Genomic DNA, 13,692 nt, shown 5'->3' with positions numbered 1-13,692 from the left:
ACGGGCCCATGATCATCGCGCCGATGAACATCGGGATGTTCGAGCCCACGATGACGCCCATGGTCGCGATGCTGCCGACCACGCCGCCGCGCACGCCGTAGACCATGCGGCCTCCGGTGTTCGCGATGAGCAGAGGCAGCAGGTACGTGATCATCGGGCCGACGAGGCCGACGTACTGCTGGAAGGTGTGACCGCTCGGATCCTGGGCGAGCACGGTGGCGGCGCCGGTCCAGCCGATCTTGGCCTGGTCGCCGAAGCCGCCGAGGATGCCGTTGATCGCCCAGCCGGTGCTCTGCAGCCAGCCGGTCGCGATGAACAGGGCCGTGATGAACCCCCAGGCGATGAACGCCGGGATGTTCGGCATGACCATGTTCGAGAGGAAGGTCCCGAAGCGCTGCACGTGGACGCGAGCGCTGCTGGGCTTCTTCGGCGTCGTCGCTGTCGCCGATGTCATGATGGTGCCTCGTTTCTGTGTCGGCCCGCGCTAGGCAGCGTCGGGAGGGAGGAACCCGGCGGCCGTGGTTCGGACGGCCTCCCGGGCTTCGGCCGCGCCTTCAGCGGCCAGGGCGGCCCCGGCCAGGGTTCGAGCCTGGTCGAGGGTGTACCGGGTGAGGGAGAGCCGCACGTCGGCGAGAGCCGCCGGCGACATCGATAGGGTCGTCGCGCCGAGGCCGACGAGGACGACCGCGAGGAGCGGGTCTGCGGCGGCCTCGCCGCAGATTCCCACAGGCTTCCCGTACGCGGCTCCGGCGGAGCCGACCTCGCCGATGAGGCGGAGGACGGCCGGATGCCACGGGTCCTGGAAGCCGGCGACCGAGCCGAGGAGGCGGTCGGCCGCGAGCGTGTACTGGGTGAGGTCGTTGGTGCCGATGGACGCGAAGGCCGCCTCGCGCAGCACGCGGTCGGCCAGCAGTGCCGCGGAAGGGACCTCCACCATCACGCCGACGGTCTTCAGCCCGAACTCGGTGGCGAGGCCCACGAAGTAACGTGTCTCCTCCACGGTCGCGACCATCGGGGCCATGACCCACAGGTCGGCCTCCGTCGCGGCGTCTGCTTCGGCGAGGGCCGTCAGCTGCTCACGGAGAATGTCCTCGTTGGCGCGCAGCGAGCGGATGCCGCGCAGGCCGAGAGCCGGGTTGTCCTCGTGGGCGTCGTTGAGGAACTCCAACGGCTTGTCGGCACCGGCGTCGAGAACGCGGACGACGACTTTCTTGCCCGGGAACGCCTGCAGCAGCTTCACGTACTGCTCGCGCTGCTGCTCCACGGTCGGCGCCATCCGGGCGTCGAGGAAGAGGAACTCGGTGCGGAACAGGCCCACGCCCTCCGCCCCGGCTTCGACCGCCTTCTCGGCGGCTTCGGCCGAGCCGAGGTTCGCCAGCAGCGGGATGAGGGTGCCGTCGGCCAGTGCGCCCGGCTCCAGCCCGCCCGCGAGGGCCGCGTCGCGCTCGTCGATGCGGCGCCGCGCGTCGGCGCTCTGGTCGGCGCTCGGTGCGACGGTGACCGTGCCGGCTCCGGCGTCGAGGATCACCTCGGTGCCCTCCGCGAGGCCGTCGGCCCCGGCGACGCCGACGATCGCGACGATCGCCTTCTCGCGCGCCAGGATCGCGGTGTGGGAGGTCGGGCCGCCCTCGCGCGTGACCAGACCGAGCACCTTCGTGAGGTCGAGCAGCGCGGTGTCGGCGGGCGCGAGGTCGGTCGCCACGAGGATGTACGGCTGGTCGGACTCGGGCACACCCGGTGCCGGCCGCCCCTCCAGCGCCGCGATCACCCGCTGGGCCACGTCGTCGAGGTCGGTGGCGCGCTCGCCCATGTAGCCGCCGAGGCCGATGAGCATGTCGCGGAAGACGCCGAAGCCCTCGAAGACGGCGCGCTCGGCCGTCGTGCCGCCGTCGATCCGGGAGGCCACGTCGTCGGCGAGGGAGGAGTCCTCCGCCATCATGGACTGCGCCTCGAGCACGTCGGCCGCCGTGCCGGTGACCTTGCCCGCGCGCTCGCGCAGGTCGGCGGCGACAGTCTGGACGGCGGCGGTCACGCGCGCCTTCTCCTCGTCGGGAGTGCGGGTGCTGGGAGCGGCCGCGGGCTCGGGCAGCGGGTCGGACATCCGCAGGACCGGGCCGAGGGCGATGCCCTGGCCGATGCCGGCTCCGGTGAGGACTGTGCTGGTCTCGGTCATGATCAGGCGTCGTGGTCCGTGGTGAGGATCTCGGCCAGGTCGTCGAGCACGGCTTCGGCGTTCGGCGCGTCGGTGGTGAGCACGATCTTGTCGCCGTGGTCGATGCCCAGCGAGATCACTCCGAGGATGCTGCCTGCGTCGACCGTGCGGCCGCCCTCCTTCGAGAGGGACACCTTGGCGCCCGAGGCGCCGACGGCTTCGACGAAGAGCTTGGCGGGACGGGCGTGCAGCCCGTGGGTCGATCCGACGGTGATGATCCGCTCAGCCATGGTTTCGGTCTCCTTCGTTCTCCAGTGGCAACGTACGCCGCGACTCCGCGGTGCCCGTGGTACTCATCGTGCCCCGGCCGTCGCGTCGAGGGCCAGGTCCAGCGCGCTGGGGCCGTCGAGCGCTGCGGGGGAGACGGGCGGGAGGACGGCCACGGCGGTTCCGGTGGAGGTGGCCCGGGCACGCAGCCCAGCGACCGCGGCCTCCAGGTGGGAGCCGACCAGCACGACGTCGATGCCGGCGAGCGAGTCGAGCTGACTCGCGCTGCCGGCGGCGACCTCCACCTGCAGGCCGCGCGCGGCTGCGGCCGAGCGGAGCTTCACGGCGACGAAGGTGCTGGAGGCGCCCGCGCCGCAGACAACGATGATCTTCATCGACCTCTTGCCTTTCGGTGACGCTGGAACGGGTGTGGCGGGTGGAGCTGGACCGATGGTCCGATGGATCGTGACCATCGTCGTCCGGCAGCCCACCGCGCGCCAGCAACGTTTTTTCCTGGGGAGAGGAAGCGCCGTCCGAACCGGGGTCCAGCGGATCTTCCTGAGGGCCGGAAATCTGGCCGGACCTTCCCGCGTCGACCGCGGGCGAGTGGTTGACTCGATACTGAAAGGGGGTCTCGGCCGGTGGCGCTCTCGGCGAAGCAGACGAGGATGCTCGACATCCTGTCGCGTCGTGCTGCCTGGGTGACGGCCGCCGAGCTGGCGCACGATCTCGGTGTCACCTCCCGCAGTATCCGCAGCTACGCGGCGGCGCTCGGCCAACTCATCGAGTCGGGGCCGAGCGGCTACCGGGTGAAGGGCGACGCGTACGCCGCGTACCTCGCCGACGAGACCGTGGGGTCACCCGCGGCCGGCTCGCCGCAGGAGCGCTTGGCCTTCCTCGCCCGACGGCTGCTCGACGAGCCGGATGGCGTCGACGTCTATGAGACGGCGGAGAGCCTGTTCGTCAGCGACTCCACCATCGAGTCCGACCTGACCCGGGTGCGCGGCCTCCTCGCCGGCACCGAGCTCGAGCTCGACCGGCACGGGGCGATCGCGCGCCTCACCGGCCCGGAGATCGCCCGGCGAAAGCTCATCAGCCGGCTGTTCCGCGACGAGATGCGCCAGGGCGTCGTCGATGTCTCGCGCATCCAGGAGGCGTTCGCGTCCGAGGGACTGGCCGCATTCAAGTCCGATCTCGTCGAGATGCTGGACGCGCGCGGCTTCTTCGTGAACGAGTACGGCATCAACGACGTGCTGCTGCACATGGCCGTGGCGCTCGACCGGGTGGCGAAGGACCGCGTGCTGCCGGCATCCGGAGCCGCGGACTCGGGAGAGGCGTTACGGGGTCTGGCTGACGACCTGGGGAAGCTGGTGCACAAGCACTTCGACGTCACGCTCGACCCGACCGAGCTGCGGTATCTCGCGATCCTTCTGCGCACACGGGTCATCGCGCCAGGCGCGGGCGCGGAGAGCGTCGCGGAATTCGTCAGCGAGGAGGACCTGGCCATCGTGCGGGGGATCGTGGCGCGGGCCTCCACCGAGTACCTGGTCGACCTCCGCGACGAGGATTTCATCGTCCGCCTCACCCTCCACGTGCAGAACCTGGTGGCTCGCGCACACGAGAACACCTATTCACGCAATCCGCTCACCCGGTCGATCAAGAGCTCGTACCCGATGACCTACGAGCTGGCGGTCTACATCGCGAGCCGCCTTCAGGCGGCCGAGGGCATCGCGGTCAACGACGACGAGATCGCTTACATCGCGATGCATGTCGGCGCTTACCTCGAGCAGCAGTCGCGGCGTCGGGACGCCGTGCGCACCGCCGTAGTCTGCCCCAACTACTACGACATGCACATCCTGCTGCGCGAGAAGCTCGAGAGCGCGCTCGGCGACGAGCTGGACATCGTGAGCATCATCACCTCCACCGACGCCGACTGGGCGTCGATCGATGCCGACCTCGTGCTCACGACCATCGATCCGCGCGGACGGCGCGAGAACACCGTGATCGTCCAGCCGTTCCTCATCGAGACCGACGTCGAGCACATCCGGCAGTCGGTCGCGCGCATCCGACGCCAGCGCCGTCGCGCCGGAATCAAGAACGAGCTGCTCGAGTATTTCGACGAGAGCCTGTTCCTGCGCAACTTCTACGCGCGCGACGCGATCACGATGATCCGGGCGCTCGGCGACCGGATGATCGCGGCGGACGCGATCGGCAGCGACTACGTGCAGCAAGCGGTCGAGCGCGAGCAGATGTCATCGACGGCGTTCACCGACACTCTCGCGGTGCCGCATGCGATGACGATGAACGCCAAGCGCACGGCCATCGCGATCGTCGTCAACGACACCGCGATGGACTGGGGCGACGCCCGCGTCAACGTGATCGCGTTCATCGCCTTCTCCGAGGGTGGCCGGGCGGCTTTCCAGACGGTCTTCGACCAGTTCGTGGAGGTCTTCTCCGACCGCGAGGCCGTGCTCGGCCTGATCCGCCGCGCCGACACCTTCACCGCCTTCATCGACGAGCTCGTCCGCATCATCGACGCCTGAGCCGCCTCCGGTCAGGAGCTGCCGCCCCATATGCGAGACCGCCGGGCACGCGGGTGAGCGTGACCGGCGGTCTCGGTGGCGGAGGTCAGTTGGCGGTGACGAGGTACGTCACGGACACGCCGGGGGTGCCGACCGCGACGGTGTACTTCGCATTCGTGTACACAGCCTTGCTGTCGGTCGCGCCGGCCTGAACGGTGTAACCGGCCTTCTCGAGAGCGGCCTTCGCGTCGGCGAAGCCGTTCTTGTCCTTCGGCTGCACGGTGACGGACCAGCCGTCGTTGTGGTCGCCGTTGGCGACGAGGATCGTGCCGTCGACGAGCGGGACGTCCGACTTCGGGAAGTCGGACGGAAGCGACTTGGAGGTCGCCTCCTGCGAGGCCGTCGCCGTGGGCGACGAGCTCGAGCCGCTCCCGCCACCGGAGCAGCCGGTGAGCGAGGCGATGGAGAGCGCCGCGACGATGGCGGCGGGTACGAGCAATGTACTGTCGGTGCGCATGATTCTTCCTAGTGCTGTATGCGGTGTGGTTGTGCAACGCTCCAGCCTACTGCGCGACCTCCGACGCCCCCTGTCGGGAGTGGATCAGCCCAGGAGCAGGGCGCTGAGCTGGTCCGCCGAGTGCACGACGGCGATCGCTCCGGCGGCCTCCGCCGGGGACCCGTAGCCCCACTCGACGAGGATTGTCGGCAGACCGTGCTCGCCCGCGCCCTCCACGTCGTACTGGCGATCGCCGACCATGACGGTGTGGTCGAGCGCCACACCCTGCTCGGTCAGGCGGCGGAGCGCCTCCGCGACGACGTCGGCCTTGGCGCTGCGGCTCTCGTCGTCGGTGGCCCCGGCGATGACGTCGAAGTACTGCGCCAGTTCGAAGTGCTCGAGGATGCGTGCGGCCTGCGTCTCCGGCTTGCTGGTGGCGACGGCGAGCGGGATGCCCGCCGCGTGCAGTCGCTGCAGGAGGCCCCGGATGCCCGGGAAGACCGCGCTGTCGAAGGCGCCGTGGGTGGCGTAGTCGGCGCGGTAGACGCTCAGCGCTGCACGGGCTCCCGCCTCGTCGAAGCCGGCCATGGACTGCAGCGAGTCGAGCAGCGGGGGCCCGACGTACTCGACGAGTTCGGCAGGGGTCGGCACGGGCATGCCGAGGGTCTCGAACATGCGAGCGAGCGACGCGGTGATTCCGGGCGCCGAGTCGGTGAGGGTGCCGTCGAGGTCGAACAGGACGCACGTCCAGGTACGTGCGACGGTCGCCGTCGATGGGGTGGTGATGGTCGGGTTGGTCATAGCGGTCCTATGGTATGTGACGTATTCGGGAGTGACGTCAGCGCTCGCTGAGAGCGGACTCGATGTGCGAGCGGGCGACGACCATGGTGTGGGCCGCTCCCGGGTCGAACTGCACGGCGACGAACTCGGCATTGCGGATGTACCCGAGCGCCTCGGCGGCCGGCACGATCACAGCCTGCACGCGTGTTCCCTTGCCTCCGGCCGCGCCAACGGCATTGCGCAGCGCCTTCATCGAGGTGAACAGCGGAAGCACGGGCTCGCCGGCGGTCGACTCGATGGTCCGCAGGCGGACCTCCCCGGGGTCCGAGCCTGTGACGTCGACGACGAGGCCGCCCTTCAGCACGGCGCCGAGGAGGGCCTCCAGATGCTCGAGAGTCGGCTCGGCCGCGATGTCGGCGAGCGCCTTGCGGACCGGGCCGTTCTCATAGGTCTGCGGGAACCGCCCCGACGGCGCGGCCATCAGAACAGCCTCGAGTCGCTGTCGTCGAGGCCGCGCATGGCGTCGTAGTCGAGCACGAGGCAGCGGATGCCCCGGTCCTCGGCCAGCGTGCGGGCCTGCGGCTTGATCTCCTGCGCCGCGAACACCCCGCTCACCGGTGCGAGCAGCGGATCGCGGTTCATCAGCTCGAGGTAGCGCGTGAGTTGCTCGACGCCATCGATGTCGCCTCGGCGCTTGAGCTCGATGGCGACGGAGGCGCCGCGCTCGTCCCTGGCCAGGATGTCCACCGGGCCGATGGCTGTCATGTACTCGCGGCGGACGAGCACGTGGCCGTCGCCGAGAAGGTGGATCTGTTCGGCGAGCAGCTTCTGGAGGTGCGCTTCGACGCCGTCCTTCTGCAACCCCGGGTCGATACCGAGGTCGTGCGCGGAATCGTGCAGCACTTCGTGGATCGACACGATGAGCAGGTCGGCGGTCTTCGCCTGAGCGACGCGCCATACCTGGGTGATCCCGGCCTCCCGCTGCTGCTCGTCCGGCTCGTCGACCGTGAGGGTGCACGGCGGGCTCATCCAGTTGAGCGGCTTGTACGAGCCGCCGTCGGAGTGGACGAGGAGACTGCCGTCGGCCTTGAGCATCAGCAGCCGCTTGGCGAGCGGGAGGTGAGCGCTCAGTCGCCCGGCGTAGTCGACGGAACAGTTGGCAATCACGAGGCGCACCGGTCAAGTGTACGGTGCGTGCCTCGCCGTGGTCGGCCTGCTGGCAGGATGAGGGGATGGCCCACGACCTCCTCATCGGCACGTACACCCAGACGCTCCCGCACGTCGACGGCCATGCGGAGGGTGTGCTCGCCGCGCGGTTCGACGGCACCTCGGTCGCGGACGTCTCGGTCGCTGCTCGGGTGCCCGATCCGTCGTGGGTGGTCGTCACCGGAGACGGCGCGCACGTCTACGCGGTCGAGGAGACAGGGCCAGACGGCGGCGTCTCGGCCTTCGCCCGGGCCTCTGACGGGACGCTGCGGCCACTCGGCCGCGTGTCCAGCGGCGGCGACTCGCCCGCGCACCTGATGGTGCACCCCTTCAGGCGACTGCTGGCGACCGGCACCTACGTCGGAGGCACCGTCTCTGTCTTCGCGCTGCGCGACGACGGCTCGATCGGCGAGCGCACGGCGTTCGTGCAGCACGAGGGCCATGGTCCGCACCCGCGGCAGGAATCGCCGCACGTGCACCAGCTCGTGCTCGACCCGGTGACGGGCGACCTGGTCGTGGTGGACCTCGGGCTGGGCGAGGTGCGCTGGTACGCGCTGACGGAGGCGGGCGCGCTCACCCTTCGGCCGGAGGCGACGGTGTCGGTCGGGGCTGCTGGTCCCCGTCACCTGGCGTTCCACCCGGACGGGAGCCACCTCTTCCTCCTCAACGAGCTCGACAGCACGCTCGCCCTGTTGCGCCGCGAGGACGACCGGTTCGAGCAGATCGCGTCGCTCGGCACGCGCGGGCCGGAGCGCACGGGGTCGGTCGCGAACAACCAGACCGCAGCCGTCCGGGTCTCCGCAGACGGGCGCACAGTGCTCGCGACCAATCGCGGCGACGACACCGTGGGAGTGTTCGCGTTCGATGCGGCTGCCTCCGCGCTCGAGTTCGTGCGGGTCGTGGAGGTGGGTGGCCGGGCGCCCCGCGATCTGGTGTTCGCGCCCTCCGGCGACCGTGTGCTCGCCGCCTGCCAGGACAGCGACGAGGTCGTCGTCTGGGCGTTCGATGCGGACTCCCGTGCGCTCACGCGCCTGGGCGCGTCGCCGGTGCCGACCCCGGTCTGCCTCGCGTTCGTCTAGATGAGCCGACCGGCTACTCGGCCACCGGGGCGGTCGCGCGGGCGCGGCGCTCTGCGAGCGGCCGGACGGCGGGAGCGGCCAGGAAGGACGCGACCAGCAGCACGAGGATGAGGTAGAGCGCGTTCAGGAGGCCGAACTCCTTGCCGAGGAAGCCGATCAGCGGCGGTCCCACGAGGAAGGCGCAGTATCCGATGATGGCGACGGCGGACACACGGGCTGCGGGGTTGTCCTGACCCTCCGACGCCGCGGACATCCCGAGCGGGAAGCCGAGCGAGACGCCGAAGCCCCAGAGCACCGTTCCCAGCACGACCACCCAGAGCGGGCCTCCGAGGATGAACAGCAGGAGCCCCGCGACGCCCATCGCTGCCGTCACCCGGATCGCCGCGACCCGGCCGACGCGGTCGACGATCGGTCCACCCAGCACTCGGCCCAGGGTCATCGCCGCGACGAAGAAGCCGAAGACGACGGCGCCGGTGGAGTTCTGCTGGCCGTGGCCGTCGACGGTGGCCAGCGCGATCCAGTCGTTCGCCGATCCCTCGCCGAACGCCATGCCGAGCATGACCACCCCGATCAGGATGAGGCGCCAGTCGGCCCACACCGCGAGCGAAGCGCGTACCCGCTGCGCGAACGGCATGCGCGGCTGGGCTTCGGTCTCGTCACCGAGCTCCGCCTCGCGCGGGATGTACCGGATGGCGACCAGCGCCACCGCGACCATCAGCACGGCGATGACCGAGAGATGCCACGACACCGCGATGTGGAGGGCGGCCGCACCGGCGCCGATGCCGGCGCCGAGGACCGTGCCGAAGCTGAAGAACGCGTGCATGAGCGGCATCAGCGTCTTGCCGATCTCGCGCTCGACGGCGGTGCCCTCGACGTTCATCATCACGTCGACCATCCCGTTGCCGAAGCCGAGGAGGATGAGGCCGATCGCGACGAGGGGGACGGCGTGGAAGACGCTGGAGCCGAAGCCGATGAGGAGGGTGCCGATCGCGACGATCGTGAGGCTGCCGACCATGCCCTTGTGCGGTCCGAAGCGCACCATGACCAGCGACGAGACCGACAGTCCGACGATGGCGCCGACGGACATCCCGAGGATGAGGAACCCGACCGACGACGGATCGCGGCCGAGGCCCAGGTCGTCGCGCACACCGGGGATGCGGGCGACCCAGGTCGCCATCGCGAGTCCGCTGAGGATGAAGATGACGAAGACGGCGTTGCGCCAAGCGAGCAGCTCGCGGCGCGACCGGGTCGTCGTCGGGGTCGGCTGTGACATCGGCTTTCCTGGTGAATTCGGCACTCGAATCGTTTCGATCGAAACGATTCGACTAAGCTACCACACGTGAACGACAGCAGCACACCCCTCTTGGGCGCCCGGCCGACCCTGGCCGCGGTCGCCCGGCTGGCCGGTGTCTCCAACTCCACCGCCTCCCTCGCCTTCTCCGGCACGGGACCGGTCTCCGATGCCACGCGCGAGCGCGTGCTCGAGGCGGCCAAGCAGCTCAACTACGCCGGCCCCGACCCGCGGGCCCGCTCGCTGCGCCGCGGCCGCTCGGGAATCGTCGGGGTCGTGATGGAGGAGCGGGTCGGCGACGCATTCCGCGACCCGATCAAGATCGCCCTGCTCGACGGGATCTCCGACGAGATCGCCACGATCGACGCGGGGCTGCTCATCCTCACCGACGCGGGCGAGACCGCGCAGCGCATCGAGGACGCACCCATGGACGCGGTCGTGCTCGTCGGCTGCAGCCCGCGGCTCGACGAATCGGTCGCGATGCTGCGCCAGCGCGGCATCCCGCTGGTCGCGATCGAGGGAGGGCCCTCCGACGAGGTCCCCTCGATCGGACAGGACAACCGGGAGGCCACCCGTGCGGCCGCCCAGCACCTCCGCGACCTGGGCCACCGCGACGTCGCGATCGTCGCCCTGCCGCTCACGCGCGACCGCGCGCGCGGACCGCTGACGGTCGAGAACGTGAGCGGCGGCAGCTCCACCACGGGCAACGAACGCCTCGCGGGCGCGCGCGACGTCTTCCCGTCCGCAGGAGGCTGGATGACGCGGGGATCGTTCGTCGAGGAGGGCCGGATCGCCGGAATGGCGCTCCTCTCAGACCCGGCCCGCCGCCCGACAGCGGTCATCGCGCAGAGCGACCTGCTCGCCGCCGGCGTGATCCGTGCGGCGGAGGAGCTCGGGCTGGAGGTGCCGGGCGACGTCAGCGTCGTCGGGTTCGACGGCGTGCGCGTCGACGGCCTCTGGCCGTACGACCTCACCACGCTCGTCCAGCCTGCTGTCGACAAGGGCCGCGCGGCCGGCCGCGCGATCGTCGAGATGCTGGAGGGCCGGCCGCCGCGGCCCGCGTCCTTCACGAGCGAGTTCCACCTCGGCAACACGACGGCCGAACCGCGCCGGGCATAGTCGCCCGGCGTCGAGCGACGCGGCCAAGGGAGGAGATGCGTCCGCACGCGGCCCGTATCTCCTCCGCAAGCCGACTTTCGTCCCTCGTGGCCGCAGGATTCCTCCGTCGGCCACGCATAAGGTGGAGCCATGGATCTCGAAGCCCTGTACCGCGACCTCCACGCCCACCCCGAGCTCTCGTTCGAGGAGCACCGCACCGCCGGCGTCGTCGCAGAGCAGCTCACGGCACTCGGCCTCGAGGTGCACACCGGAATCGCCCGCACGGGCGTCGCGGGCGTCCTGCGCAACGGCGACGGGCCGACCGTCCTGCTGCGGGCCGACATGGACGGCCTCCCCGTCCTCGAGCAGACCGGGCTGCCTTGGGCCTCGACCGCGACAGCGCCCGGCGACGACGGTCACCCCGTCCCCGTCATGCACGCGTGCGGGCACGACATCCACATCACCTGTCTGCTGGGCGCCGTCGAGCGGCTGGTCGCCTCCACGGACGACTGGTCGGGAACCGTGGTCGCCGTCTTCCAGCCCGCCGAAGAGCACGGCGGCGGCGCCGAGGTGATGGTGCAGGACGGCCTCTACACGAAGGTCCCGGTGCCCGACGTCGTGCTCGGGCAGCACGTGACGCCGTTCCCCGCCGGCATGGTGGGCGCGCACCCCGGCGCGGCGATGGCCGCAGTCGACGCCTTCGAGGTCACGCTGCACGGGCGTGGAGGCCACGGATCGCGCCCAGAGACCACCATCGACCCGGTCGTCATGGCCGCGGCGGCGGTGATGCGGCTGCAGACCGTCGTCTCCCGCGAGACCGCGCCGCAGGACACGGCCGTCGTGACCGTCGGCACCCTCCACGCCGGCACGAAGAACAACATCATCGCGCCGTCGGCGACCCTCGGCATCAGTGTGCGCAGCTTCGACGAGACGGTCCGCGGCCGCGTGCTGGACGGCGTAGACCGCATCCTGCGCGCGGAGGTTCAGGCCAGCGGCTCGCCGCACGAGCCGACGGTCGAATGGGGCGAGCGCTACCCGGTCACCGTCAACGACGAAGACGCCACCGCCCGCGTCAACGCCGCCTTCGCCGCCGAGTTCGGGGCGGACGCCGTGCTCGAGCCGGGCGCGCTCTCGGGCAGCGAGGACGTCGGGAACCTCGCCACGGCGGCAGGCGTCCCGCTGGTCTACTGGCTGCTCGGCGGTGGCGACCCGGAGGTCGTGCGCGCGGCGATGGCGGCAGGCACGGTCGACACCGACATCCCGTCGAACCACTCGCCGTTCTTCGCTCCGCTGGCCCAGCCGACCATCGACATCGGCGTGCGCGCCCTCGTCGTCGCGGCCCGGGAGTGGCTCGCCTGAGGCCACAGCTGCGCCGAATGCGGCGTCAGTGGCTGCACAAAGACAGAGCTGCCGCAAAACCAGCGGCCCACACACGGGTCAGCGTTCGGCGCCCGGCCGCATCCACGCATGCCCCCGCGCGCGGAGGCCGAGCGTGAGCGCCCGCGCTCCGAGGTACCCGAACGCGAAGGCCGCGGTCAGCGCGGCGAGGCCTCCCGCGTCATGCGATCCCCACGCCACGACGGCCAGCGCGAGAGGGATGAACGCCGCGACGTTGAGGACGCCGGTCAGCGCCAGGTAGCGCGCGTCTCCCGCCCCGATGAGCACGCCGTCGAGGACGAAGACGTAGCCGCCGAGCGGCGCGCTCACCCCGATGATCGCCAGGGCGACAGGCAGGAGCGCCGCGACCGACGCGTCGCTCGTGAAGAGACCGGCGGCCACCGGGCTGAGCGCGACGGTCGCGGCGCCGAGCACCACCCCGGCTCCGACACCCCACTGCACGCAGCGACGGAGGACCTCCCGCACATCGCCGAGTCGTCCGGCTCCGAGACCCTTGCCGACCAGCGCCTGCGCGGCGATCGCGAGGGCGTCGAGCGCGAAGGCGAGCGTCGCGAAGACGGTCATCGTCACCTGGAACGCGGCGAGGTCGTCGGGCCCCAGCCGTGTCGCCGCGAAGACCGCGAGCAGCATCGCGGCGCGCAGGCTCGCGGTTCGCAGGAACAGCCAGCCGCCGGCCCGCGCCGTGCGCCCGATGCCGCTGTGGTGGGGGAGGAGCGGAGCGCCGACGCGACGGGCGTGGCGCACGACGATCACCGCGTAGACGACGACCATCGCCCACTGCGCCACGACGGTTCCGAGTGCAGACCCGGCGATTCCGAGACCCGCCACGTAGATGAAGACGAAGTTCAGGACGATGTTCGCGCCGAAACCGCAGACGGCGACCGCCAGCGGCGTCCGCGTGTCCTGCAGGCCCCTCAGTAGGCCGGTCGTCGCGAACACGAGCAGCATGGCCGGGAGGCCGAGCATCGACAGTGCGAGGTAGGTCGTGGCGTCGGCCGACACGGCGGCGGAGGCCCCGAACAGTCCGACGAGGAACGGCGAGGCGAGCCAGCCGAGCGCCGCCAGCACGATCCCCAGGCCGGCCGCCAGCCAGCTTCCGTCGACGCCGGCGGCCACGGCCCCGCGTTCGTCGCCGGCGCCGAGGCGGCGCGCGACCGCCGGCGTCGTCGAGTAGGCGAGGAACACCATCAGGCCGACGATCGTCTGCAGCACCGCGCTCGCGATCCCGAGACCGGCCAGCGGTGCGACCCCGAGGTGGCCCACCATCGCCGAGTCGGCCAGGAGGAAGAGGGGCTCGGCGACGAGCGCGCCGAGCGCGGGCACGGCGAGGCGCAGGATCTCCCGATCGAGCGGGCGGCGCACGAGCGGGCGGCGAAGGAGGAGGTTCACGGCTCGACAACGCT

Annotated in this window: 13 protein-coding genes and 1 pseudogene; 4 read left to right on the top strand and 10 right to left on the bottom strand. The window is 71.0% G+C overall.

The window, feature by feature from the left end:
- The 4 genes and pseudogenes from AC0HS0_RS06770 to AC0HS0_RS06755 form a co-directional block, all read right to left on the bottom strand.
- Positions 1 to 454, bottom strand: a pseudogene (locus tag AC0HS0_RS06770) (PTS mannitol transporter subunit IIB); the annotation flags it as partial.
- Positions 455 to 484: 30 nt separating this feature from the next.
- Positions 485 to 2,173, bottom strand: a complete 1,689-nt coding sequence (ptsP, locus tag AC0HS0_RS06765) for a phosphoenolpyruvate--protein phosphotransferase (protein WP_472962667.1) — start codon at positions 2,171 to 2,173, stop codon at positions 485 to 487.
- A 2-nt stretch (positions 2,174 to 2,175) separates the two neighbouring features.
- Positions 2,176 to 2,442, bottom strand: a complete 267-nt coding sequence (locus tag AC0HS0_RS06760; RefSeq protein ID WP_055921832.1) for an HPr family phosphocarrier protein — start codon at positions 2,440 to 2,442, stop codon at positions 2,176 to 2,178.
- 63 nt (positions 2,443 to 2,505) lie between these two features.
- Positions 2,506 to 2,814, bottom strand: a complete 309-nt coding sequence (locus AC0HS0_RS06755; protein ID WP_472962665.1) for a PTS sugar transporter subunit IIB — start codon at positions 2,812 to 2,814, stop codon at positions 2,506 to 2,508.
- A gap of 246 nt (positions 2,815 to 3,060) precedes the next feature.
- Here AC0HS0_RS06755 and AC0HS0_RS06750 point away from each other — a divergent pair, with 246 nt between their 5' ends.
- The gene (locus AC0HS0_RS06750) at positions 3,061 to 4,962 is read left to right on the top strand and encodes a BglG family transcription antiterminator (RefSeq protein ID WP_472962663.1); all 1,902 of its coding nucleotides are present in this window, start codon (positions 3,061 to 3,063) and stop codon (positions 4,960 to 4,962) included.
- Positions 4,963 to 5,047: 85 nt separating this feature from the next.
- Here the strand turns inward: AC0HS0_RS06750 and AC0HS0_RS06745 are convergent, their stop codons facing one another.
- The 4 genes from AC0HS0_RS06745 to nucS form a co-directional block, all read right to left on the bottom strand.
- Positions 5,048 to 5,458, bottom strand: a complete 411-nt coding sequence (locus tag AC0HS0_RS06745; protein ID WP_472962661.1) for a hypothetical protein — start codon at positions 5,456 to 5,458, stop codon at positions 5,048 to 5,050.
- 84 nt (positions 5,459 to 5,542) lie between these two features.
- Positions 5,543 to 6,238, bottom strand: a complete 696-nt coding sequence (locus AC0HS0_RS06740) for an HAD hydrolase-like protein (RefSeq protein WP_472962659.1) — start codon at positions 6,236 to 6,238, stop codon at positions 5,543 to 5,545.
- Between the two features lie 37 nt (positions 6,239 to 6,275).
- The gene (locus AC0HS0_RS06735) at positions 6,276 to 6,698 is read right to left on the bottom strand and encodes an SseB family protein (RefSeq protein WP_472962657.1); all 423 of its coding nucleotides are present in this window, start codon (positions 6,696 to 6,698) and stop codon (positions 6,276 to 6,278) included.
- Positions 6,698 to 7,393: an endonuclease NucS gene (gene nucS, locus AC0HS0_RS06730; RefSeq protein WP_472962655.1), complete on the bottom strand. Its 696-nt coding sequence runs from the start codon at positions 7,391 to 7,393 to the stop codon at positions 6,698 to 6,700. Before nucS ends, AC0HS0_RS06735 begins: the two co-directional genes overlap by 1 nt.
- Before the next feature lie 56 nt (positions 7,394 to 7,449).
- Between nucS and AC0HS0_RS06725 the strand changes: the two genes are divergently transcribed.
- On the top strand, positions 7,450 to 8,502 hold the full coding sequence (locus tag AC0HS0_RS06725) for a lactonase family protein (protein ID WP_472962653.1): 1,053 nt from the start codon (positions 7,450 to 7,452) through the stop codon (positions 8,500 to 8,502).
- 13 nt (positions 8,503 to 8,515) lie between these two features.
- Here AC0HS0_RS06725 and AC0HS0_RS06720 read toward each other — a convergent pair whose 3' ends face one another.
- Complete coding sequence (locus AC0HS0_RS06720) at positions 8,516 to 9,775, bottom strand: MFS transporter (RefSeq protein WP_472962651.1); 1,260 nt, start codon at positions 9,773 to 9,775, stop codon at positions 8,516 to 8,518.
- Between the two features lie 66 nt (positions 9,776 to 9,841).
- Here AC0HS0_RS06720 and AC0HS0_RS06715 point away from each other — a divergent pair, with 66 nt between their 5' ends.
- Complete coding sequence (locus tag AC0HS0_RS06715) at positions 9,842 to 10,912, top strand: LacI family DNA-binding transcriptional regulator (RefSeq protein ID WP_472962650.1); 1,071 nt, start codon at positions 9,842 to 9,844, stop codon at positions 10,910 to 10,912.
- A gap of 129 nt (positions 10,913 to 11,041) precedes the next feature.
- The gene (locus AC0HS0_RS06710) at positions 11,042 to 12,250 is read left to right on the top strand and encodes an amidohydrolase (protein ID WP_472962648.1); all 1,209 of its coding nucleotides are present in this window, start codon (positions 11,042 to 11,044) and stop codon (positions 12,248 to 12,250) included.
- A 78-nt stretch (positions 12,251 to 12,328) separates the two neighbouring features.
- Here the strand turns inward: AC0HS0_RS06710 and AC0HS0_RS06705 are convergent, their stop codons facing one another.
- On the bottom strand, positions 12,329 to 13,678 hold the full coding sequence (locus AC0HS0_RS06705) for an MATE family efflux transporter (protein WP_472962646.1): 1,350 nt from the start codon (positions 13,676 to 13,678) through the stop codon (positions 12,329 to 12,331).
- Between the last annotated feature and the right edge of the window lie 14 nt (positions 13,679 to 13,692).

It is taken from the genome of Leifsonia sp. PARNA 1/14, from assembly GCF_055720965.1.
Note: the sequence above shows the minus strand (reverse complement) of the source record. Positions and strands in the feature narration are given on the sequence as shown.